Annotated in this window: 20 protein-coding genes; 10 read left to right on the top strand and 10 right to left on the bottom strand. The window is 71.5% G+C overall.

All coding sequences use genetic code 11. The annotated features are described in order from the left end of the window. The first annotated feature begins 3 nt into the window (after window positions 1-3). From ABZ484_RS11060 to ABZ484_RS11070, 3 genes are read left to right on the top strand one after another with little or no spacing between them, the layout of a single operon-like run. Window positions 4-1,086 (top strand): thiamine ABC transporter substrate-binding protein, encoded by a 1,083-nt coding sequence (locus tag ABZ484_RS11060; protein ID WP_358865592.1) that lies wholly within the window; start codon window positions 4-6, stop codon window positions 1,084-1,086. Between the two features lie 56 nt (window positions 1,087-1,142). Then, a complete protein-coding gene (locus ABZ484_RS11065; RefSeq protein WP_358865649.1) occupies window positions 1,143-2,744 on the top strand; it encodes an iron ABC transporter permease in 1,602 nt (533 codons plus the stop codon). Beyond that, window positions 2,745-3,764: an ABC transporter ATP-binding protein gene (locus ABZ484_RS11070; RefSeq protein ID WP_358865593.1), complete on the top strand. Its 1,020-nt coding sequence runs from the start codon at window positions 2,745-2,747 to the stop codon at window positions 3,762-3,764. 96 nt (window positions 3,765-3,860) lie between these two features. Here ABZ484_RS11070 and ABZ484_RS11075 read toward each other — a convergent pair whose 3' ends face one another. From ABZ484_RS11075 to ABZ484_RS11100, 6 genes are all read right to left on the bottom strand, one after another. Then, the gene (locus ABZ484_RS11075) at window positions 3,861-4,565 is read right to left on the bottom strand and encodes an LAETG motif-containing sortase-dependent surface protein (protein WP_358865650.1); all 705 of its coding nucleotides are present in this window, start codon (window positions 4,563-4,565) and stop codon (window positions 3,861-3,863) included. Window positions 4,566-4,795: 230 nt separating this feature from the next. Beyond that, a complete protein-coding gene (locus ABZ484_RS11080) occupies window positions 4,796-5,203 on the bottom strand; it encodes a VOC family protein (RefSeq protein WP_358865594.1) in 408 nt (135 codons plus the stop codon). Window positions 5,204-5,360: 157 nt separating this feature from the next. Further along, window positions 5,361-6,689, bottom strand: a complete 1,329-nt coding sequence (locus ABZ484_RS11085) for a hypothetical protein (protein ID WP_358865595.1) — start codon at window positions 6,687-6,689, stop codon at window positions 5,361-5,363. Next, a complete protein-coding gene (locus ABZ484_RS11090) occupies window positions 6,671-7,414 on the bottom strand; it encodes an ATP-binding cassette domain-containing protein (protein ID WP_358865596.1) in 744 nt (247 codons plus the stop codon). Before ABZ484_RS11090 ends, ABZ484_RS11085 begins: the two co-directional genes overlap by 19 nt. Window positions 7,415-7,686: 272 nt before the next feature. Further along, entirely contained in the window at window positions 7,687-9,051 is a 1,365-nt protein-coding gene (locus ABZ484_RS11095) for an aspartate aminotransferase family protein (protein WP_358865597.1), read from the bottom strand. Window positions 9,052-9,070: 19 nt separating this feature from the next. Next, window positions 9,071-9,595, bottom strand: a complete 525-nt coding sequence (locus ABZ484_RS11100) for an Lrp/AsnC family transcriptional regulator (RefSeq protein WP_358865598.1) — start codon at window positions 9,593-9,595, stop codon at window positions 9,071-9,073. A gap of 171 nt (window positions 9,596-9,766) precedes the next feature. Between ABZ484_RS11100 and ABZ484_RS11105 the strand changes: the two genes are divergently transcribed. Further along, complete coding sequence (locus tag ABZ484_RS11105; RefSeq protein WP_358865599.1) at window positions 9,767-11,206, top strand: gamma-aminobutyraldehyde dehydrogenase; 1,440 nt, start codon at window positions 9,767-9,769, stop codon at window positions 11,204-11,206. Window positions 11,207-11,363: 157 nt separating this feature from the next. Then, window positions 11,364-11,903: a hypothetical protein gene (locus tag ABZ484_RS11110; protein WP_358865600.1), complete on the top strand. Its 540-nt coding sequence runs from the start codon at window positions 11,364-11,366 to the stop codon at window positions 11,901-11,903. On the opposite strand, the gene ABZ484_RS11115 is transcribed toward ABZ484_RS11110, so the two are convergent. From ABZ484_RS11115 to ABZ484_RS11125, 3 genes are all read right to left on the bottom strand, one after another. Beyond that, the gene (locus ABZ484_RS11115; RefSeq protein WP_358865601.1) at window positions 11,893-13,056 is read right to left on the bottom strand and encodes a serine hydrolase domain-containing protein; all 1,164 of its coding nucleotides are present in this window, start codon (window positions 13,054-13,056) and stop codon (window positions 11,893-11,895) included. The genes ABZ484_RS11110 and ABZ484_RS11115 overlap by 11 nt on opposite strands. Before the next feature lie 243 nt (window positions 13,057-13,299). Continuing rightward, on the bottom strand, window positions 13,300-13,983 hold the full coding sequence (locus ABZ484_RS11120) for a glycerophosphodiester phosphodiesterase (protein ID WP_358865602.1): 684 nt from the start codon (window positions 13,981-13,983) through the stop codon (window positions 13,300-13,302). Between the two features lie 29 nt (window positions 13,984-14,012). Then, window positions 14,013-15,146 carry an adenosine deaminase gene (locus tag ABZ484_RS11125; protein WP_358865603.1) on the bottom strand — a complete coding sequence of 378 codons (1,134 nt, stop codon included), beginning with the start codon at window positions 15,144-15,146 and terminating at the stop codon, window positions 14,013-14,015. Between the two features lie 139 nt (window positions 15,147-15,285). Between ABZ484_RS11125 and ABZ484_RS11130 the strand changes: the two genes are divergently transcribed. Then, complete coding sequence (locus ABZ484_RS11130) at window positions 15,286-16,056, top strand: DUF4190 domain-containing protein (protein ID WP_358865604.1); 771 nt, start codon at window positions 15,286-15,288, stop codon at window positions 16,054-16,056. A 162-nt stretch (window positions 16,057-16,218) separates the two neighbouring features. After that, on the top strand, window positions 16,219-16,677 hold the full coding sequence (locus tag ABZ484_RS11135; RefSeq protein WP_358865605.1) for a DUF4190 domain-containing protein: 459 nt from the start codon (window positions 16,219-16,221) through the stop codon (window positions 16,675-16,677). A gap of 239 nt (window positions 16,678-16,916) precedes the next feature. Here the strand turns inward: ABZ484_RS11135 and ABZ484_RS11140 are convergent, their stop codons facing one another. Further along, a complete protein-coding gene (locus ABZ484_RS11140; protein ID WP_358865606.1) occupies window positions 16,917-17,480 on the bottom strand; it encodes an NADAR family protein in 564 nt (187 codons plus the stop codon). 211 nt (window positions 17,481-17,691) lie between these two features. Here ABZ484_RS11140 and ABZ484_RS11145 point away from each other — a divergent pair, with 211 nt between their 5' ends. The 3 genes from ABZ484_RS11145 to ABZ484_RS11155 are packed head-to-tail and all read left to right on the top strand — an operon-like array spanning window position 17,692 to window position 21,685. After that, on the top strand, window positions 17,692-19,227 hold the full coding sequence (locus tag ABZ484_RS11145; RefSeq protein ID WP_358865607.1) for a gamma-aminobutyraldehyde dehydrogenase: 1,536 nt from the start codon (window positions 17,692-17,694) through the stop codon (window positions 19,225-19,227). 50 nt (window positions 19,228-19,277) lie between these two features. Then, window positions 19,278-20,525 (top strand): spermidine/putrescine ABC transporter substrate-binding protein, encoded by a 1,248-nt coding sequence (locus ABZ484_RS11150; RefSeq protein ID WP_358865608.1) that lies wholly within the window; start codon window positions 19,278-19,280, stop codon window positions 20,523-20,525. Beyond that, window positions 20,522-21,685 carry an ABC transporter ATP-binding protein gene (locus ABZ484_RS11155; RefSeq protein ID WP_358865609.1) on the top strand — a complete coding sequence of 388 codons (1,164 nt, stop codon included), beginning with the start codon at window positions 20,522-20,524 and terminating at the stop codon, window positions 21,683-21,685. The genes ABZ484_RS11150 and ABZ484_RS11155 overlap by 4 nt, the downstream gene beginning before the upstream one ends. Window position 21,686 lies beyond the last annotated feature (1 nt).

Below are 21,686 nucleotides of genomic sequence, written 5' to 3' on the forward strand. Positions count from 1 at the left end.
CCAGTGCACAACAAGACGTTCGTCGCCGTGGCGGTCGGACTCGGCCTCGTCACGCTGTCCGCGTGCGGCTCGACCGACGGCAAGGGGACGTCAAAGGCCGCGGACTCCAAGACCGTGACCCTCGTCAGCCACAACTCGTGGGCCGTCTCCAAGAACGTGCTCCAGGACTTCGAGAAGAGCTCCGGCTACACCGTCAAGGTCCTCGAGGACGGCGACGCCGGCCAGGCCGTCAACAAGGCCATCCTCACCAAGGACAACCCGCAGGGCGACGTCTTCTTCGGTGTCGACAACACGCTGCTCTCCCGCGCCCTCGACAACGGCCTGTTCCAGCCGTACCAGGCCAAGGGCTCCGACCTGGTGCTCCCCGAGTACCGGGTCGACGAGGCCGAGCACCGGGTCACACCGATCGACTCCGGCGACATCTGCGTCAACTACGACAAGAAGTACTTCGCCGACCACAAGCTGGCCCCGCCGGCCTCCTTCGACGACCTCGTCAAGCCGCAGTACAAGAACCTGCTCGTCACCGAGAACGCCGCCACCTCCTCGCCCGGCCTCGGCTTCCTGCTGGGCAGCGCCGCCAAGTACGGTGACGACGGCTGGCAGGACTACTGGAAGAAGCTCAAGGCCAACGGCGTGAAGGTCGTCGACGGCTGGGAGCAGGCCTACGACCAGGAGTTCTCGGGATCCGCGGGCGGAAAGAAGGCCAAGGGCGACCGTCCGCTCGTCGTCTCCTACGCGTCCTCGCCGCCCGCCGAGGTCGTCTACGCCGACCCCAGGCCGAAGACCGCGCCGACCGGGGTGGCGTACGGCACCTGCTTCCGGCAGATCGAGTACGCGGGACTGCTCAGCAACGCCCGGAACACCAAGGGCGGCAAGGCGTTCCTCGACTTCCTGCTCACCAAGCGGTTCCAGGACGACATGCCGCTGAACATGTTCGTCTACCCGGTGACCAAGGGCGCCCAGGTGCCTGCGGAGTTCACCGAGTACGGCCCCCAGGCCAAGGACCCGGAGACCATGGCCCCCGACAAGATCGCCGCCGACCGTGATCAGTGGGTCAAGTCGTGGACCTCGCTCGTCCTGAAGTAGCCGGCGGCAGGGACCGTACGGGCGGCCGCAAGGGGAACGCGGCGCGGCTCGGCCTGATGGCCGTGCCCGTCGCGTTCTTCGCGGTGTTCTTCGCCTACCCCGTCGCCGCGATCGTCCGGCGCGGTCTGAAGGACGACGGGACCTGGCACGTCGGGCGGATCGTGGACGTGCTCGGACAGTCCGACATCCGGCACGTGCTGTGGTTCACCACCTGGCAGGCGCTCGCGTCCACCGCGCTCACCCTGCTGGTCGCGCTGCCCGGCGCGTATGTCCTGGCCCGCTTCGACTTCCCCGGCCGCCAGGTCCTTCGGGCCGTGGTCACCGTGCCGTTCGTGCTGCCCACCGTCGTCGTCGGCACCGCCTTCCTCGCCCTGGTCGGGCGCGGGGGGCTGCTCGACGAGCTGTGGGGTCTGCGGCTGGACACCACGGTGTGGGCGATCCTGCTGGCCCATGTCTTCTTCAACTACGCGGTCGTCGTACGGACGGTGGGCGGGCTGTGGGCCCAGCTCGACCCGCGGCAGGAGGAGGCCGCCCGGATGCTGGGCGCCTCGCCGCTGACGGCCTGGCGCAAGGTCACCCTGCCCGCCCTGGCCCCGGCCCTCGCCGCCGCCGCGCTCATGGTCTTCCTGTTCACCTTCACCTCCTTCGGCGTGGTGCAGATCCTCGGCGGCCCCACCTTCTCCACCCTCGAGGTGGAGATCTACCGGCAGACCTCCGAGATCTTCGACCTGTCCACCGCCGCCGTGCTGACCATCGTCCAGTTCCTGGCGGTGGGCGCGATCCTGGCCGTGCACGCCTGGACCGTACGGCACCGGGAGTCCGCGCTGAAGCTGGTGGACGCCTCCCTCACGGCCCGCCGTCCGCGCGGCGCGGGCCAGTGGGCGCTGCTGGCCGCCGTCCTCGCCACGATCGCCCTGCTCCTGCTGCTGCCGCTCGCCGTGCTGGTGCAGCGCTCGCTCACCGCACCCGGCTTCGGCTACTACCGGGCGCTGACCGACGCCGACGGCGGCACCTTCCTGGTCGCGCCGATCCACGCCATCGGCGCCTCCCTGTCCTACGCCGCCGCCGCGACCGCCGTCGCCGTGGCCGTGGGCGGCCTCGCCGCGGCCGCGCTCGCCCGCCGGGACTCCGGCCGGATCGTGCGCGGCTTCGACGCGCTGCTGATGCTGCCGCTCGGGGTGTCGGCCGTGACGGTCGGCTTCGGCTTCCTGATCGCGCTGGACGAGCCGCCCCTCGACCTCAGGCAGTCCTGGATCCTGGTCCCGCTGGCCCAGGCCCTGGTCGGCGTGCCCTTCGTGGTGCGGACCATGCTGCCGGTGCTGCGCGCGGTGGACGTACGGCTGCGGGAGGCGGCGGCCGTGCTCGGGGCGTCGCCGTGGCGGGTGTGGCGGGAGGTCGACCTGCCGATGGTGCGGCGGGCGCTGCTGGTCGCCGCCGGATTCGCCTTCGCGGTGTCACTGGGGGAGTTCGGGGCGACCGTGTTCATCGCCCGGCCCGACAACCCGACCCTGCCGGTCGCCGTGGCCCGGCTGCTGTCACGGCCCGGCGACCTCAACTACGGGCAGGCCATGGCCCTGTCGACGATTCTCATGGTGGTGTGCGCGGTGGCGCTGCTCGTCCTCGAACGGCTGCGCACCGACCGGAGCGGGGAGTTCTAGATGCTGTTGGGCCTTCAGGCCGCGACCGTCCGCTTCGGCGGGCGGGCCGCGCTCGACGCCGTCGATCTCACGGTCGCCGAACACGAGATCGTGTGTGTGCTCGGACCCAGCGGCAGCGGCAAGTCGACGCTGCTGCGGGCGGTGGCCGGACTCCAGCCGCTGGACTCCGGGCGGGTGCTGCTCGACGGGCGGGACCGGACGGGGGTGCCGGCGCACCGGCGCGAGGTCGGCCTGATGTTCCAGGACCATCAGCTCTTCCCGCAGCGGGACGTGGCCGGGAACGTCGGTTTCGGGCTGCGGATGCGCGGCGCGCCGAAGAGCGAACGGGCCGCCAGGGTGGAGGAGTTGCTGGAGCTGGTCGGGCTGCCGGGCGCCGGCGCCCGGGCCGTGGCCGCGCTCTCCGGCGGTGAGCAGCAGCGGGTGGCGCTCGCCCGCGCTCTCGCGCCCCGGCCCCGGCTGCTGATGCTCGACGAACCCCTCGGCCAGCTCGACCGCTCGCTGCGCGAACGCCTCGTCGTCGAACTGCGGGAGCTGTTCGGGCGGTTGGGCACCACCGTGCTGGCCGTCACCCATGACCAGGGCGAGGCGTTCGCGCTCGCCGACCGGGTGGTGGTGATGCGGGAGGGCCGGATCGCCCAGTCCGGTACGCCCCTTGAGGTGTGGCAGCGGCCGGCGGACGCGTTCGTGGCCCGCTTCCTCGGCTTCGAGAACGTCGTCGAGGCGAGGGTCGAGGGGGAGACGGCGGTCACCCCGTGGGGCAAGGTTCCGGTGCCCGGGGACGCCCCCCAGGGCGCCCGCACCCTCGTCGTACGGCCCGCCGGTGTCCGTCTCGTGCCCACCGACGAGGGCCTGCGCTGCCGGGTCGCCGCGCGCGCCTTCAAGGGCACCCATGTCGCCGTCCACCTCCAGCCGCAGGACGCGCCGCGCCTGGAGGCGGCCTGCCCGCTGCGGTCGGCACCGGAGGTCGGGGACGAGGTCGGCGTGGAGTTCGACCCGGCCGACGTCGCGGTGCTCGGCTGATCACACGGCCGGCGTGAACGCCTGTGGCCCGCCCCCGGGTTCGGGGACGGGCCACAGGCGGCGTACCGAGGCGTCCGGCGTCCGGACGCAGGCGTGTCAGCGCCCGCTGTTCGCTCCGCGACGGCGCAGGCCGAAGAAGACCGCGCCGCCGCCGACGACGACCAGGGCGGCCGCGATGCCGGCGATCAGGCCGGTGTTGGAGTTCGCACCGGTCTCGGCGAGGTTGGAGTCACCGACCGCGGGCGAGGGAGCGTTGCTCACGGCGCCCGCGGGAGCGGTGCTGCTCTGCGACTCGGACGGGGCCGGAGTCGGCGTGCCGGGCTTGGACGGTGTCGCCGACGACGCCGACGGGGTCGGGGTGGCCGGCTTCGACGGGGTGGCCGGTGCGCTCGGCGTGGCCGGCGCGCAGGCCGTGGACGGGGTGGTCAGGTTGGGGCTGATGTCCTCGTCGACCAGTTTGCCTCCGGCCTTGACGTGGATGCGGTAGACGGCGTTCGGCTGCCAGTCCTCGGCGAAGGTGACGGTGGTGCCCTGGGCGGAGCCCTTGACCGTCTGTTCGCCGATCTTCTTCGCGTCGGCGCCGTTGTTCTCGAGGAACACGGTGACGACCGCCGGGGTGCCGGACCGGTCCTTGTCGGTGACGACGATGACGCCCTTGCCGCCGTTGCACGTGGCTTCGGCGGAGAACTCGCTGATGTTGCACGCGAGCGCGTGGCCTGCGGCGCCGAGCGCGAGCGCGGCGGCCGAAGCGGCGACGCCCAGGACGCGCACGGAACGAGCGGTGCGGCGGGACAGTGATATGGACAAGATGGCCTTGGCCCTTCACGGGATGCGCGATTGCGGGGGGCTGAGGGGGCGTTGGGGCCGCCACGGAGGACGCGGCTGCCCCGGCACCCCCAGGAGGCTCAGGTCTATAAGCGCTCCGTCAGAACTGTCAACGCATATGCCCCGCACGGGCCTTGGCTTTGCCTTTTTATTAACCGCGCAGACGTTTGAAGGTGTTGGGCCGTCCAGGCGTCCCGCCGCCTCGCTCAGCCCTGCACCGCCGCCGGGTCCATCCACATGACCTCCCAGGTGTGCCCGTCGAGGTCGTCGAAGGCGCGGCCGTACATGTAGCCGTGGTCCTGGGTCTCGCCGCTCACGGTGCCACCGGCGGCGACGGCCTTGTCGACCAGCTCGTCGACCTTCTCGCGGCTCTCGGCGCTCAGACAGATCAGCACCTCGCTGGTCTTCCTGGCGTCCGCGATCTCCTTCTTGGTGAAGTCGGCGTAGCGCTGCTTGCTGAGCAGCATCGCGATGATCGTGTCGCTGATGACGACGCACGAGCAGTCGTCGGTGGAGAACTGCGGGTTGATCGTGTAGCCGAGCTCGGTGAAGAACTTCCGGGACGCGGCCACGTCGTCGGTCGCCAGGTTCACGAAGATCATCTGCTGGTACATGGTGGGTCTCTCCCGTCGGTGTGCCCGTGCACGTCGTGCGTGCCGTTCGATGGGGTAGACCGGGCCTCGTCGCGGAACTCATCGCCGGCGCGGAATCTTTTTCCGCGCCCGTCCGCCCGCGTTCGTCAGCGGGTCAGTCGGTCAGTGGGTCAGCCGGTCAGCGGTTCAGCGGCAGCGCGGCGAGGTCGGCGATCAGGAAGGTCAGCGGGGCGAAGACGGCCAGCAGCACGCCGGCGCGCAGGGCCGCGGCGGAGCGCAGCGTCGTGGCGGGCGCGCCGAGCCGCAGCAGGGCGGCGGTGACGTCGGCGCGGGCCTGCCGCGCCTCCACGGCGGCGGTGAGCAGGGTGGCCACGGTGCAGCCGGCCACCAGCAGCGCGCCCAGGGCGGTCAGCGGACCGAGGACGGGCGTGCTGCCCTCGTAGAGGACGCCCATGGCGTACGTCCCCGACGCCACCGCGCACACCACGCCCAGCGGGCGGCCGATGCGGCCCGCCTCCTCCATCAGGATCCGGCCGGCCAGGAGACGTACGGCCCCGGGCCCGGCCGCCTGGAGCAGCCGGCCGCACAGGTGGGTGAGGCCGGGGCCGGCGAGGGCGAGGCCGAGAGCGGTCAGCAGCCAGCCGACGAGCACCGGCGTGGAGTCGGCGGCGAGGCCGCCGGGGAGCGCCGTGGTGGAGGCCCCGGAGGGGTTCGGGGTGCGGCCCGCGTACGCCTCCGCGGCGAGGCCGGCGGCCAGCACGGCGATGCCCCAGGGGAGTCCGGTGGGCGGCCGGCGGGGCGGGAGGGGACGCTGAGGGTCGGCCTCGCCGGGTTCGGGGTCGTCCTCGGGCTCGGGGTCGTCCGCGAGGAGGACGTCGGACGGGGCGCCGGTCCGTCCGGCCGGAGAGCCGACCGCGTCCGCCGTCACCAGGGCGCTCCGGGCGGGCTGGGTGGCGCCCCCTTTCGCCTCCCGGGCCCGGGCCGGGGGCTTGGTCTCCCGGGGCCGCAGGGCCAGCGCCACCGCCGCGGACGCGAGCGCCGGGACGATCGCGAGCAGGATCAGGGTCCCCGGCACGGGCAGGGGGTCTCCCGCGGCGAGGAAGTGCGACGCGGCGCCGTCGAAGGGCAGGTCCGCGAGGCCGCCCCCGCGCAGTTGGAGGAAGACCAGCAGCGCGAGCAGGGCCCCGAACGAGCAGGCCAGTGCGGTCGTGGCCGCCGAGACGGCCATCAGGCGGCCGGGTCCGAGGCCGAGGGCCGACAGGGCGCTGCGGGGCCGGGTGCCGGGGTCGGTGCGGGCCACCGCGACCGCCAGGTACGCCGTGGCGGCCAGGGGCACCGCGCACCAGGACAGGCGCAGCAGCGCGGCGGACGGGTCGTCGGGGTGGCGGAGGGCGTAGGCGAGGCTGCTCAGCAGCAGGAAGCCGGTGCCCGCCGAGGCCGCCACCACGGTCAGGCGGCGCAGCTGGACGGCCGGGTGGGCGACGCGGGTCAGACGGAGAGCGAGCACGCGGCCCGGCCTTCCGTCGTGTCGCCGGCGGGGGGCAGGTGCACGGTCTTCACGCACCGTCCGTCCAGCAGTGCCACCGTGCGGTCGGCGAGGGCCGCGGTCTCCGGGTCGTGCGTGGCCAGGACGACCGTGATGCCGTGCGAGCGGGACGCCGTGGTGAGCGTGCGCAGCACATGGGCGCGGTCGGCCCGGTGCAGCGGTGCCGTGGGCTCGTCGGCGAAGAGCACCGTCGGTGCGGGGGCGAGGGCGCGGGCGAGACAGACCCGCTGCCGCTCGGCCTGGCGCAGCTGGTGCGGCCGTCTGCGGGCCAGCTCGCCGACGTCCAGGCGCTCCAGCCACTCCAGGGCGGCCACCTTGGCCCGGCGCCGGCTGGTGCCGCGCAGCATCAGCGGCAGGGCGGTGTTCTCCCAGACGTTGAGCTCGGGCACGAGCACGGGGGCGGGGTCGATCCAGCCGAACCGGTCCCGGCGCAGCCGTTCGCGGGCCAGTGGGCCGAGGGTGTGCACGGGGGCGCTGTTGAACCACACCTCGCCCTCGCGGACGCGCACCATGCCGGACAGGCAGCGCAGCAGGGTCGTCTTGCCGCTGCCGCTCGGTCCGGCGACGGCGAGGATCTCGCCCTGCCGGACGCCGAGCGAGACGCCGGCGAGCCCGGGTGAGCCGTCGTTGTGGGTGTAGTGCAGGGCGCGTGCCCAGAGAACGTCGTTGTCCGGCGGGGCCACCATGGCGTACACCTCGGTTCGGAGCTGGAATGCCGCGCGGGTTGCCGTGCGGGTCCGTGTTGCCGTGCGGGTCCGTGGGATCCTTCGTACGAATTCCCCATATGGGGGAACGAAGGCGGAGCCGATCGGTCACGACGCTAGGCAGCGGTCGCCGGGTGCCCGGACAGCACACGGCCCCGGGCCGCCGTTTCCCACTCGAACGGACGGCTCCGGGGCCGGTGATGATCATCTGATCGGAGGTGTGCCGCTCACCGCGCTCGCGCGCGGCGCGGCGGTCACAGCTTGGTCCACGCCTCCGTCAGCGTCGCGCGCAGGATCTGCTCGATCTCGTCGAAGGTCCCCTGGTCGGAGATCAGCGGCGGGGCGAGCTGGACGACCGGGTCGCCGCGGTCGTCGGCACGGCAGTACAGGCCGTTGTCGTACAGCGCCTTGGAGAGGAAGCTGTACAGGACGCGCTCGGTCTCCTCCTCGTTGAACGACTCCTTGGTGTTCTTGTCCTTGACCAGCTCGATGCCGTAGAAGAAGCCGTTGCCGCGGACGTCGCCGACGATCGGCAGGTCGTGCAGCTTCTGGAGGGTCGAGAGGAACGCCGACTCGTTGTCGAGCACGTGCCGGTTCAGGCCCTCGCGCTCGAACAGGTCGAGGTTGGCCAGGCCGACGGCCGCGGAGACCGGGTGACCGCCGAACGTGTAGCCGTGCAGGAAGGTGTTGTCGCCCTTGTAGAACGGCTCGGCCAGGCGGTCGGAGATGATGCAGGCGCCGATCGGGGAGTAGCCCGAGGTCATGCCCTTGGCGCAGGTGATCATGTCCGGGACGTAGCCGAACTTGTCGCAGCCGAACATGGTGCCGAGCCGGCCGAAGGCGCAGATGACCTCGTCGGAGACGAGCAGCACGTCGTACTGGTCGCAGATCTCGCGCACCCGCTGGAAGTAGCCGGGCGGCGGCGGGAAGCAGCCGCCGGCGTTCTGCACCGGCTCCAGGAAGACGGCCGCGACCGTGTCCGGGCCCTCGAAGAGGATCTGCTGCTCGATCTGGTCGGCGGCCCAGCGGCCGAAGGCCTCGGGGTCGTCGCCGAAGATCGGGGCGCGGTAGATGTTGGTGTTGGGGACCTTGTGCGCGCCCGGGACCAGCGGCTCGAAGGGGGCCTTCAGGCCCGGCAGGCCGGTGATGGACAGGGCGCCCTGCGGGGTGCCGTGATAGGCGACCGCGCGGGAGATGACCTTGTGCTTGGTGGGCTTGCCGGTCAGCTTGAAGTACTGCTTGGCGAGCTTCCAGGCGGTCTCGACCGCCTCGCCGCCGCCGGTGGTGAAGAAGACCTTGTTGAGGTCGCCCGGAGCGTAGTCGGCGAGGCGCTCGGCCAGCTCCACGGCCTTGGGGTGGGCGTAGGACCACACCGGGAAGAACGCCAGCTCCTGCGCCTGCTTGAAGGCCGTCTCGGCGAGTTCGGTGCGGCCGTGACCGGCCTGGACCACGAACAGGCCCGCCAGACCGTCCAGGTAGCGCTTGCCCTTGTCGTCGTAGATGTAGGTGCCCTCGCCCCGGACGATGGTCGGAACCGGGGCGTTCTCGTACGAGGACATGCGGGTGAAGTGCATCCACAGGTGGTCGTACGCGGTGCGGCTGAGGTCCTTGGTGCTCACGGTTATCGGGTCCTCACGGTTATCGGGTTCCCCACATATAGGTCTGCTTCTTGAGCTTCAGATAGACGAAGCTCTCGGTGGAGCGCACGCCGGGCAGCGCCCGGATGCGTTTGTTGATGACGTCCAGCAGGTGGTCGTCGTCCTCGCAGACGATCTCGGCGAGGATGTCGAACGAGCCCGCGGTCATCACCACGTACTCGACCTCCGACATGGCGGTCAGCGCGTCCGCGATCGACTCGACGTCGCCCTCGACGTTGATGCCGACCATCGCCTGCCGGCGGAAGCCCACGGTGAGCGGGTCCGTGACGGCGACGATCTGCATGACGCCCTGGTCGAGCAGCTTCTGCACCCGCTGGCGCACGGCCGCCTCGGACAGGCCGACGGCCTTGCCGATCGCGGCGTACGGCCGGCGGCCGTCCTCCTGGAGCTGCTCGATGATGGCGAGGGAGACGGCGTCCAGCTGGGGGGTGCCGTTCCCGTTGCGGGACTCGCGGGACGAGTCCTTCTGGTCTGCGCTTCGACTGGCCACGTGCTCACTGTGCACGACGTCTCGACAGTTCCGCAAGCCTGGATCGATGAAATTCGTTGTTTGAAGGACCAAGACGTGCGGATTTCGCAGAAGTGATGGCGATGGGGGTGTTGAAAACGTCGGAGTCCGGACTAGGGTGGGTGTCTCAGAGATCGGACACCATGAACCAACCCAGGAGGGCCGGCAGTGAGCACCGAGCTGCGTCGTCTGCGCAACTTCATCGACGGTGAGTTCCGGGACGCCGCCGACGGACGGACCACCGAGGTGGTCAACCCCGCGACCGGAGAGGCGTACGCGACCGCGCCGCTGTCCGGCCAGGCGGACGTCGACGCCGCGATGGCGGCCGCCGCCGCGGCCTTCCCGGGCTGGCGCGACACCACCCCCGCGGAGCGGCAGAAGGCCCTGCTGAAGGTGGCGGACGCCTTCGAGGAGCGGGCCGAGGAGCTGATCGCGGCCGAGGTGGAGAACACGGGCAAGCCGGTCGGGCTGACCCGCTCCGAGGAGATCCCGCCGATGGTCGACCAGATCCGCTTCTTCGCGGGCGCGGCGCGGATGCTGGAGGGCCGCTCGGCCGGCGAGTACATGGAGGGGATGACGTCGATCATCCGCCGTGAGCCGGTCGGCGTCTGCGCGCAGGTCGCGCCGTGGAACTACCCGATGATGATGGCCGTGTGGAAGTTCGCCCCGGCGATCGCCGCCGGCAACACGGTGGTCCTGAAGCCGTCGGACACCACGCCCGCCTCCACGGTCCTGATCGCGGAGATCCTCGGCTCGGTCCTGCCCAAGGGCGTCTTCAACGTCATCTGTGGCGACCGCGAGACCGGCCGCATGATGGTCGAGCACGACACCCCGGCGATGGCCTCCATCACCGGCTCGGTCCGCGCCGGCATCCAGGTCGCCGAGTCGGCCTCCAAGGACGTCAAGCGCGTCCACCTGGAGCTCGGCGGCAAGGCGCCGGTCGTGGTCTTCGAGGACACCGACATCGCCAAGGCCGTCGAGGACATCTCCGTCGCGGGCTTCTTCAACGCCGGCCAGGACTGCACGGCCGCCTGCCGCGTCCTGGTCCACGAGTCGATCCACGACGAGTTCGTGACGGCGCTGGCGAAGGCGGCGGAGGACACGAAGACCGGCCTGCCGGACGACGAGGACGTCCTCTTCGGCCCGCTCAACAACCCCAACCAGCTCAAGCAGGTCGAGGGCTTCATCGAGCGGCTGCCCGCCCACGCGCGCGTGGAGGCCGGCGGCAAGCGCGTCGGCGACACGGGCTACTTCTTCGCGCCGACCGTCGTCTCCGGCGTCAAGCAGGACGACGAGATCATCCAGAAGGAGGTCTTCGGCCCGGTCATCACCGTCCAGTCCTTCTCGGACGAGGACCAGGCCGTCGAGTGGGCCAACGGCGTCGAGTACGCGCTGGCCTCCTCCGTGTGGACCAAGGACCACGCCCGCGCCATGCGGATGTCCAAGAAGCTCGACTTCGGCTGCGTGTGGATCAACACCCACATCCCGCTGGTCGCCGAGATGCCCCACGGCGGCTTCAAGAAGTCCGGCTACGGCAAGGACCTGTCGGCGTACGGCTTCGAGGACTACACGCGCATCAAGCACGTGATGACGTCCCTGGACGGCTGAGCGTCGCCACGGCTCAGACGCCGGCGACTGGCCGGACGTGACCGAACTCGCGGCCCCGGGTGGAAGGACGGACCACCCGGGGCCGCGGCGTGCCTCGACCCGGGCGGACGGCCGGCCCCCTTTTTGAACATGTTCAAGACAGGCGTACGCTCATGCCATGAGCGACAGAGCCGCCCTGCTCAAGGGCATTCGTGTCTGGCTGGTTGTCTTCGTCGTCTGTCTGGTGCTCAGCGGGGCCACCGCCTTCCCGCTGGTGCACGAACTACGGTGGACCGAGAGCGTGTTGCGGTCCCTGGCGGTGCCCGATCACCTGCCCGGACTGATGGACTGGATCGAGCGGGTGCGGCGGGGGCTCGACACCGCCGACACCGACTACCCGTTCCTGCTGTACGGCACGGACTGGCTGGCGTTCGCTCATCTCGTCATCGCGGTCGCGTTCTACGGCCCCTACCGCGACCCGGTCCGCAACATCTGGGTCGTGGAGTTCGGGATGATCGCCTGCGTGGGCATCGTGCCGCTCGCGCTGATCTGCGGGCCGATCCGGGGCATCCCCTTCTGGTGGTCGCTGATCGACATGTCCTTCGGGGTGTTCGGGATCGTCCCGCTCTACGTCCTGCGCAGGAAGATCAAGCGGCTGGAGGCGCTCACCGCGCCGTCCGCGCCCCCGCCCGCCACCGCTGTCGCCGTCAGCGATTGAACGCCGGGTAACCGAAGCGCTCGGCGGTGGCCGCGCCGTCGCCCTTGGCGTCGGTGGCGGTCACGTCGTAGACCACGGTCCGGGACAGGTCCGGTGTCGCGGCGATGGCCGTGGCATAGCCGGGGCGCGAGCCGGTCTTGCCCCAGATCACCTTGCCGTCGAGCTCGAACCGCTCCAGCCCCGCGCCGTACCGGGCCCCCGGCAGGTCCGGAACGGTGAACATCTCCCGCAGCTGCGGCTCGGGCACCACCCGGCCGCGGAACAGCGCCACCAGCAGCCGTTGCAGGTCGGCGGTCGTCGAGATCATGTCGCCGGCCGCCCACCGGTCGGACATGTTCCAGTCGGTGACGTCGACCAGCTTGCCGTCGATCCAGTCGTAACCCCGGTTGTGCGGGCCGTGGACACGGGGGTCGGCGCCCACCGGGAACGAGGTGTGGCGCATGCCCAGCGGCCCGAAGATCCGCACCTGGGCCTGGTGGGCGTAGGAGTCGCCGGTCACCTTCTCGATCAGCATGCCGAGCACGGTGTAGTGGATGTTGCCGTAGGTCTGCCGCGTGCCCGGCCGGTACGCCGGTCCCTGGGCGACCGAGCCCGCCACGACCTGGCGCGGCGTCAGTGTCTCGAAGCGGTGCGGGTACCCGTCGTCGACCGTCTCGCCGAGGGAAGGGCCGGGCTTCAGGCCGCTGGTGTAGTTCAGCAACTGCCGTACGGTGATGGGCTCGAAGTCCTCGGTGAGCAGGCCCGGGAGATAGTGCTGCACGGTGCCGTCCAGGCTGATCCGCCCCTCGGCGGCCAGTTGCAGCACGATGGACGCGGTCACCACCTTCGTCACCGAACCGGCGCGGAAGCGCCCGTCCCGCAGTGCGGGTGCCCCCGTGCGGATGTCCCGGACCCCGGCCGTACCGCGCCATGTGCCGTCGCCGCCGACACGGATGTCCGCCGCGGTGAAGTCCTTGTCCGGCAGCCCGGCGATCGCGGCGGACAGGGCCTCCACGTCCGGTCCGGTCGCCGCACGGGCCGTGGACGACCTCGGCGTGGGGGCCGCGCCGGAGGCGGGGGCCGGTGCGGCGGACGCCCCCGCGGCGGCCAACGGCCCGGAGGCCAGGGCGAGGGCGAGACAGGCGGCGGTCAGGGCGGTGGTACGGGCTCGCATCGGCTGCTCCTGTGAAGTCCGAGGGGATCCGGGACGGGCGCACGACCGATGTGCACGGCCGTCGTCGATCATCCTCGGGTCCCCGGCGGACCGGCGGATCGTCACCGAGGAGGGCACCCGCCCCCGACATGGCCCGGAGCAACAGCCGCACGGATAACGGGGATTACCGGGGGAGCCCCCTAGGGGGTGCCACGGAGCGGGTGCCCCAGGAGTGCCCCGGGAGGGCCGCACGGAGCGCCCGGCTCACCGCCCGCGCAGCGCGCACAGGACGTCGATGCGGTTGGTCGTGATCGAGTCCACGCCGAGGCTGACCAGTCGGCGCAGCGAGCGGCGGGTGTCCGGGGTCCAGACGGACAGCAGGAGACCGTCGCGGTGGACGCGCGCGGCGAGCTCCCGGTCCACCAGGCCGAAACGGTAGTTCAGCCACCTGGGCCGCACCGCGTCCAGCAGAACCGGCCGCGGTGGTGCGAGTGTCGTCCAGGTCAGGGCGATCTCGGCGGACGGGTCGGCCGCGCGCACCGCCAGCATCGCCCCCGCGCCCGCGCAGTAGTACACACGGTCCCGCGCACCGCACTCGCGGACCACCCCGACGATCTCCCGGACCGCCCGAGGATCGGCCGCGCCCGGCAGGTCGAGCATCACCCGGCCGCCGTGCGTCGCGGCCAGCGCGTCCACGAGCGTGGGAACCCGGCCCGCCGTCAGCGCGCGCACCTCCTCGGCGGACAGCGAGCGCAACGGCCGGTCGTGCCCCCACAGCCGCTTCAGCGACGCGTCGTGCAGCAGCACGGGCACCCCGTCCCGGGTCAGGCGCACGTCGATCTCCACCGCGTCCGCGCCCCGGCCGAGCGCGGAGCGCAGCGAGTCGATCGTGTTCTCGGGGAAGCGGTAGGGGTCGCCGCGGTGCGCGACGGCGGTCACGGTCTGCATGCGCCCCATTGTGTCCCGTGCCCGACGGCTCAGGGCGCGAGCCACCGCGCGGTGTAGGCGTCGATCTCGTCGGCGATGCGCTTCTTGCCCGCCTCGTCGAGGAAGGAGGCGCGCACCGCGTTCTTGGCCAGCTCGGCGATGCCCCGCTCGTCGAGGTCGAGGAGGCGGGCGGCCACCGCGTACTCGGAGTTGAGGTCGGTGCCGAACATGGGCGGGTCGTCGGAGTTGATCGTGACGAGGACCCCGGCCTCGACGAACTCCCTTATGGGGTGCTCCTCCAGGGTGCGCACCGCCCGGGTGGCGATGTTGGAGGTGGGGCAGACCTCCAGCGGGATGCGGTGCTCGGCCAGGTGCGCGAGCAGCTTCTCGTCCTGGGCCGAACTGGTGCCGTGGCCGATGCGCTCGGCGCGCAGCTCGGTCAGCGCGTCCCACACCGTCTGCGGGCCGGTGGTCTCACCGGCGTGCGGGACGGAGTGCAGCCCGGCGGCGATCGCACGGTCGAAGTACGGCTTGAACTGGGGCCGCGGCACGCCGATCTCGGGCCCGCCCAGCCCGAACGACACCAGCCCTTCGGGGCGCAGCCGGTCGTCGGTGGCCAGCCGCGCCGTCTCCTCGGCCGATTCCAGGCCGGCCTCGCCGGGGATGTCGAAGCACCAGCGCAGCACGGTCCCGAACTCGGCCTCGGCCGCCTTGCGGGCGTCCTCGATCGCGTCCATGAAGGCACGCTCGTCGATGCCGCGGCGGGTGGAGGAGAACGGGGTGACGGTCAGCTCGGCGTAGCGCACCTGCTGGCGGGCCATGTCGCGGGCCACCTCGTACGTCAGCAGGCGGACGTCCTCCGGGGTGCGGATCAGGTCGACGACGGACAGGTACACCTCGATGAAGTGGGCGAAGTCCGTGAAGGTGAAGTAGTCGACCAGGGCCTCGGGGTCGGTGGGCACCTTGGAGTCCGGGTGCCGGGCGGCCAGTTCGGAGACGATCCGGGGTGAGGCGGAGCCGACGTGGTGCACGTGCAGTTCGGCTTTGGGCAGTCCGGCGATGAAGGCGTGCGGATCGCGAGGAGCGCGCTGGTCGGTCAAGGGGTTCCTCCCCGGGAACGGCACCGTGTGTCCCGAGCGGGCGGGCGCGGTGCGGGTGATCGGCTGATCGATGAGCACGGCCATGGTAGGCGCACGCACGGCACACGCGGCCGGCGGTGGCCCGTGGGGACCGGCAGCTCGCGGCCGTGCCCGCCCGCCTGGCATGGCCCTGGCGACCAGGCCGTAGCATGGCGGGACGATCGACCGAGGGGGACGCGAGGACATGACGGACGGAACGCGGGCGGGCTCAGGCGCCGGAGCCGAGGACAACCCGTGGGCGCCGCCCGAGAGCCGGCCCTCACTGGAGAAGAACCCGCCGTCCGTGCCCCAGCAGCCCCCGGCGCGGGACCTGCCGCCCATGCCGTCGCAGGCCCCGGGCACCTCGCCGTCGGTGCACGACCAGGCCACCATCGCCTCGATGTCGTCCGGCGGCTTCCCGCCGCCGCCCGCGTTCGCCGCCCCCGCCGACGCACCGCCCGTCGCCCCGGCGGGCGAGTCCGCCGTGCCCCCGCCGCCGATCGCCCCCACGGGCCCCGGCGGTCCCGCCGGTCCGGGCGGATACGGCTATCCCGGCCACCCCGGCCACCCCGGCTATCCCGGCTACCCGGGTCAGCCGGGATATGGGGCCTACGGCTGGCCCGGCATGCCGCAGCCCCGTGAGAACGGCCTGGGCATCGCGGCCATGGTGCTCGGCATCCTGTCCTGCTGCCTGTTCTGCCTGTACGGCGTGGTCTCGGTCGTCCTCGGCGTCCTCGCCGTGGTCTTCGGCGTCAAGGGCCGCCGCAAGGCCGAGCGGGGTGAGGCCGACAACCACGGCCAGGCCCAGGCCGGCTTCATCACGGGCATCATCGGCATCGTCCTCGGCATCGCGGTGATCGTCCTGGTCGCCATCGGGATCACGGCCGCCATCAACGACGACGGGTACGACAACGGGTACGACGACGGATACGGCGACGTCCTCCGCGTGTCCGCCACGGTCCTCACCGACCGCTGAACCTCCGCCGCCGAACCGGGCCGTGCGGCCTTCCGACCCGGCCGTGCGGCCCCCGGCACCTCCCGCTCGTGTCCGTTCCGCAACAGCCTGCGCACACGCCGTACACCGCGTGGATCACGGGCATTACGATGCCTTGACTGTCAACGGAGGGGAGCTCCAGCCATGTCCGACACCAATCCCGCACCCGGTGGCTTCGGGCCGCCGTCCCAGCCGCCGCAGCAGCCGGCGCCGGGATACGGATACCCGCAGTCCGGCCCGGGCTACGGCTACCCGCAGTCGGGCCCCGGCTACCCGGCCGCGCCGCCCGTGGGCTACCCCCAGGCCCCCGGCTACGCCATGCCCGTGCAGCCGAGCAACGGCATGGGCACCACGGGCATGGTGCTGGGCATCATCGGCGTCGTGTGCAGCCTCACCTTCTTCCTGTGGTTCTTCGGGGTCATCCTGGGCATCCTCGGGATCATCTTCGGCGCCATCGGCCGGGGGAAGGCCAACAGGGGCGAGGCCACGAACAAGGGCGCGGCGACCGCCGGTCTCGTCTGCGGCATCATCGCCACGGTGGTGCTGCCGCTGCTGGGCCTCCTGGTGTTCGCGAGCATCATGGGATCGGCGAGCACGTTCTGACGTCTTCCGCCGCACCGCGGGGGCCGGCCTCCAGCCGGCCCCTGTGCCATGCGAGGCGTCGGGCCCGCGTGCCCGTACATCACCCGCGGCCCCGGCGGCCGGCCTCAAGGCCTGAGCTTTCGTACGGGCGTTGAGCCCGCGACACCCGCGACACCCGAGACCGCGCCACGCGCCGCGCCCCCGCCGAGGCCCCGCCCCGCGTAGGTGCCCCGCCGCGCCCCGCGTGTGCGCGGCGAACCCTAGACCGCCCCCGCGCGCAGCCGCTCCCGGGCCTCCATCAGGGCGAAGCCCAGCAGGTTCGGTCCCCGCCAGTGCTCCGGGTCCGCCGCCGCCTCGTCGTCCGCGGCCAGCCCGATGCCCCACACGCGGTCCACCGGACTCGCCTCCACGAGGACCCTCTCGCCCGTGCCCAGCAGGAACTCCCGCAGTTCCGGATGGGCGGCGAACTTGTGGACGCTGCCCTCCACCACGATCCGGAACCGCTCCCGCGCCCATATGTCCTCGTCGAAGCCGCGCACCAGCCGCCCCGCCTTCTTCGCCTGGGAGGGATGCCCCGCGGCCAGCGCCCGCCGCTCCGCCTCCGCGTCCCCGAACAGCCGCGCCTTGCCGGCCATCATCCAGTGCTCGGCGGTCGCGTAGGTCGCCCCGTCCACCGTGAACGGCGAGGGCCACCACTGGCTCAGACAGCTCGCGCCCACCCGTCCGTCCGGCCGCGGCCGATGCCCCCAGAAATGCAGGTACTTGATCCTCGCCCCCGCGTGGACCTCGCTGATCAGGGCTTCCCAAGAACCGATCTTCCCCATGCATGCGAGTGTGGCACGCACCACTGACACTCCGTCCCGGCTTTTCCGCGTCGACTCGACACCCGGTCGACAGATTCCGTCGCGTAACCAAAAGGCAACAACGGAATCACTTGTTGGACCCCCTGTGCTCTGTCAGGATCGGCACTCAAATCGAGCTGGAGCTACGCCAGCCGACCCCGTGCCGAGCGGGGCGACGGCGGAGGAGAGCGACATGCACAAGCCGGGCACCGCCACCCCGGAACGATTCCCCGCGCAGGACCGCCTCGGGGACGGCGCGCAGTACATCGCCGGACGCCCGGCGAAGGGCACGTCCGGCCGCACCCACGCCGTGGTCGACCCGGCCACGGGCGAAGAGGTGTACACCTACGAACTGGCCGGCGCCGAGGACGTGGACGCCGCGGTGGCCGCCGCGGGGGAGGCGTTCCCCGCCTGGGCGGGCGCCACGCCCGGCGAGCGCTCCGACGCGCTGCACCGCTTCGCCGCCGTACTCGCCGAGCGGGCCGAGGACTTCGCCCGCGCCGAGTCCCTCCAGTGCGGCAAGCCGCTGAAGCTGTCCCGCGAGTTCGACGTGCCGGGCACCGTCGACAACACCGCCTTCTTCGCGGGCGCCGCCCGGCATCTGCAGGGCCAGTCCGCCGGTGAGTACTCCGGCGACCACACCTCCTACGTCCGCCGCGAGCCCATCGGCGTCGTCGGCTCCATCGCCCCCTGGAACTACCCGCTCCAGATGGCGGCCTGGAAGATCCTCCCGGCGATCGCGGCGGGCAACACCATCGTGCTGAAGCCGGCCGAGCTGACCCCGCTGACCTCGCTGCTGTTCGCCCGGGCCGCCACGGACGCGGGCATCCCGGACGGCGTGGTCAACGTCGTCACCGGCACCGGCCGGGAGGCCGGCGAGCACCTGGTCGGCCACCCCGGCGTGGCCATGACCTCCTTCACCGGCTCCACCGCCGTCGGCCGGCGCGTCGCCGAGATCGCCACCGCCACCGTGAAGCGGCTGCACCTGGAGCTCGGCGGCAAGGCCCCCTTCGTCGTCTTCGACGACGCCGATCTGGACGCGGCAGTCAACGGCGCGGTGGCGGGCGCTCTCATCAACACCGGGCAGGACTGCACGGCCGCCACCCGCGCGTATGTGCAGCGGCCCCTGTACGAGGAGTTCGTGCGGCGGACCGCCGCGCTGATGGAGACCGTCCGGCTCGGCGACCCCTTCGCCGCCGGCACCGACCTGGGCCCGCTGATCTCGCACGTGCAGCGGGACCGCGTCGCCGGGTTCGTGGACCGGGCACGTGCCTACGCGCGCGTGGTCACCGGTGGCGAGGCCCCGCAGGGGGAGCTGAAGAACGGCGCGTACTACCTCCCCACGCTGATCGCGGACGCCGCGCAGGACAGCGAGATCGTCCAGTCGGAGATCTTCGGACCGGTGCTGGTCGTCCTGCCGTTCGACACCGACGACGAAGGAATCCGGCTGGCCAACGACACCCCGTACGGTCTGGCCGCATCCGCCTGGAGCCGGGACGTCTACCGGGCGAACCGCGCCACCCGGGAGATCAGGGCGGGCTGTGTGTGGATCAACGACCACATCCCGATCATCAGCGAGATGCCGCACGGCGGCTACCGGGCCTCCGGCTTCGGCAAGGACATGTCCGCGTATTCGTTCGAGGAGTACACGCAGATCAAGCACGTCATGTTCGACAACACGGCGGTGGTCCGCAAGGACTGGCACCGCACGATCTTCGGGGACCGATAGTCACTCCCAGGCCGTGACCAGGCCGAACCCTCCGAAAGGGCACCACGCGCATGGAGCAGTACGAGCCCGACCGCCCGTCCCCGGCCCACGTGGCCGCCGTACGGCGCAGCTTCCGGGGCGGACGGGCCGCCCTCACCCGGCGTTCCCTGCTGCGCGCCTCGGCGGGCGGGGCGCTCGCCGTCGGCGGACTCGGCGCGCTGAGCGCCTGCGGCATCCCGGCGGCGACCAAGACGCAGGGCGGCGTCTCCGCCGACGACCACTCGGCCAAGGAGAAGGTCGTCAACTTCTCCAACTGGCCCGAGTACATCGACGTGGACGACAAGACCGAGCGCCATCCGACGCTGGACGCCTTCGCCAAACGCACCGGCATCCGGGTCAAGTACACCGAGGACATCAACGACAACGACGAGTTCTTCGGCAAGATCCAGCCGGAGCTCGCCGCCGGCCACGACACCGGCCGCGACCTGATCATCCTCACCGACTGGCTGGCCGCCCGCATGATCCGCCTCGGATACGTGCAGAAACTGGACCCGTCCAACCTGCCGCACGCCTTCGCCAACCTGTCGGACCAGTTCCGCGCCCCCGACTGGGACCCGGGCCGCGCCTACTCGTATCCCTGGCAGGGCGTCTCGACCGTCGTCGCGTTCAACAAGAAGGCGCTGGACGGCATCGAGGTGAAGTCGGTCTCCGACTTGCTCGACAATCCCAAGCTCAAGGGACGCGTCGGCTTCCTGACCGAGATGCGCGACAGCATCGGCATGACGATGCTCGACATGGGCAAGAGCCCGGAGAAGTTCACCGACGACGACTTCGACGCGGTGATCGCGCGCCTCCAGAAGGCCGTCGACAAGGGCCAGATACGCCGCTTCACGGGCAACGACTACACGTCCGACCTCACCAAGGGCGACTTCGCCGCGTGCATCGCCTGGGGCGGCGACATCATCCAGCTCCAGGCGGACAACCCGGACGTCGGCTACATCATCCCCGACCACGGCTACATGACGTCCACCGACAACATGCTCATCCCCAACAAGGCGCGTCACAAGACGAACGCCGAACGGCTCATCGACTTCTTCTACGAGCCCGAGCCGGCCGCCGAACTCGCCGCCTACGTCAACTACGTCAGTCCGGTCGCCGATGTGAAGCCGTATCTCGCCAGGATCGACAAGGACGCGGCGAACAACCCGCTGATCCTCCCCGACAAGGCCATGGCGGCCAGGTCCCACGCCTTCCGCTCGCTGACGCAAGCGGAAGAGACGGCCTACCAGCAGAAGTTCTCCAAGCTCACAGGGGCGTGACGACGATGACGACGACAGACAACAGCGGCGACGTCCGCCTCTCGGGCATCGGCAAGACCTACGGCTCCTTCACCGCCGTGCACCCGCTCGACCTGACCGTGCCCCAGGGCTCCTTCTTCGCCCTGCTCGGCGCCTCCGGCTGCGGCAAGACCACCACCCTGCGCATGATCGCCGGCCTGGAGGAGCCCAGCCAGGGCACCGTCCACCTCGGCGACCAGGACGTGACCCATCTGCCGCCCTACAAACGCCCGGTCAACACGGTCTTCCAGTCCTACGCCCTCTTCCCGCACCTCGACATCTTCGAGAACGTCGCCTTCGGCCTGCGCCGGCGCGGGATCAAGAGCGTGAAGAAGCAGGTCGAGGAGATGCTGGAGCTCGTCCAGCTGGGCGAACAGGCGCGCAAGAAGCCGCACCAGCTCTCCGGCGGTCAGCAGCAGCGCGTCGCCGTGGCCCGCGCGCTGATCAACCACCCCAAGGTGCTCCTCCTCGACGAGCCGCTGGGCGCCCTGGACCTGAAGCTGCGCCGCCAGATGCAGCTGGAGCTCAAGCGCATCCAGACCGAGGTCGGCATCACCTTCATCCACGTCACGCACGACCAGGAGGAGGCCATGACCATGGCCGACACGGTCGCCGTGATGAACGCGGGCCGCGTCGAGCAGCTCGGCTCGCCCACCGACCTCTACGAGAACCCGCAGACCACGTTCGTCGCCAACTTCCTGGGCACCTCCAACCTGATCCAGGCCGAGGTGGACAGCAAGTCCGGCGGCGAGATCGTCGTACGGGCCGGCGGCGGCAAGCTGCTGCTGCCCGAGGCGCGATGTTCGGCCTCGACCACGACGGGCGGCAAGGTGCTGGTCGGTGTGCGCCCCGAGAAGATCTCCCTCGTCCCCGCCGACGAGGCGGGCGAGATCCCCGAGGCCCGCAACCGCATCACCGGCAGGATCGTCGACTCCAGTTTCATCGGCGTCTCCACGCAGTACGTCGTCGACAGCCCGGTCTGCCCCGAGTTCGAGGTCTACGCCCAGAACATCGACCGCGACCCCCGTCTCGTGTCCGGCGCCGAGGTCGTCCTGCACTGGAGCCCCGCGCACACCTTCGGTCTGGACGCGGCCCAGGACATAGACGCCGGCGTGGAGACCGTCGAGGAAGAGGCCGCGTAGA

The organism is Streptomyces sp. NPDC006393, from assembly GCF_040628575.1.
GTDB lineage: Bacteria > Actinomycetota > Actinomycetes > Streptomycetales > Streptomycetaceae > Streptomyces.

Bases quoted from the DNA above. Each gene is read 5' to 3' on its own strand.
- ABZ484_RS11065 (WP_358865649.1), top strand. From the start codon at position 1,143: ATGGCCGTGCCCGTCGCGTTCTTCGCGGTGTTCTTCGCCTACCCCGTC.
- ABZ484_RS11070 (WP_358865593.1), top strand. From the start codon at position 2,745: ATGCTGTTGGGCCTTCAGGCCGCGACCGTCCGCTTCGGCGGGCGGGCC.
- ABZ484_RS11080 (WP_358865594.1), bottom strand. From the start codon at position 5,203: ATGTACCAGCAGATGATCTTCGTGAACCTGGCGACCGACGACGTGGCC.
- ABZ484_RS11090 (WP_358865596.1), bottom strand. From the start codon at position 7,414: ATGGTGGCCCCGCCGGACAACGACGTTCTCTGGGCACGCGCCCTGCAC.
- ABZ484_RS11110 (WP_358865600.1), top strand. From the start codon at position 11,364: ATGAGCGACAGAGCCGCCCTGCTCAAGGGCATTCGTGTCTGGCTGGTT.
- ABZ484_RS11115 (WP_358865601.1), bottom strand. From the start codon at position 13,056: ATGCGAGCCCGTACCACCGCCCTGACCGCCGCCTGTCTCGCCCTCGCC.
- ABZ484_RS11120 (WP_358865602.1), bottom strand. From the start codon at position 13,983: ATGCAGACCGTGACCGCCGTCGCGCACCGCGGCGACCCCTACCGCTTC.
- ABZ484_RS11125 (WP_358865603.1), bottom strand. From the start codon at position 15,146: ATGGCCGTGCTCATCGATCAGCCGATCACCCGCACCGCGCCCGCCCGC.
- ABZ484_RS11130 (WP_358865604.1), top strand. From the start codon at position 15,286: ATGACGGACGGAACGCGGGCGGGCTCAGGCGCCGGAGCCGAGGACAAC.
- ABZ484_RS11135 (WP_358865605.1), top strand. From the start codon at position 16,219: ATGTCCGACACCAATCCCGCACCCGGTGGCTTCGGGCCGCCGTCCCAG.
- ABZ484_RS11140 (WP_358865606.1), bottom strand. From the start codon at position 17,480: ATGGGGAAGATCGGTTCTTGGGAAGCCCTGATCAGCGAGGTCCACGCG.
- ABZ484_RS11145 (WP_358865607.1), top strand. From the start codon at position 17,692: ATGCACAAGCCGGGCACCGCCACCCCGGAACGATTCCCCGCGCAGGAC.
- ABZ484_RS11150 (WP_358865608.1), top strand. From the start codon at position 19,278: ATGGAGCAGTACGAGCCCGACCGCCCGTCCCCGGCCCACGTGGCCGCC.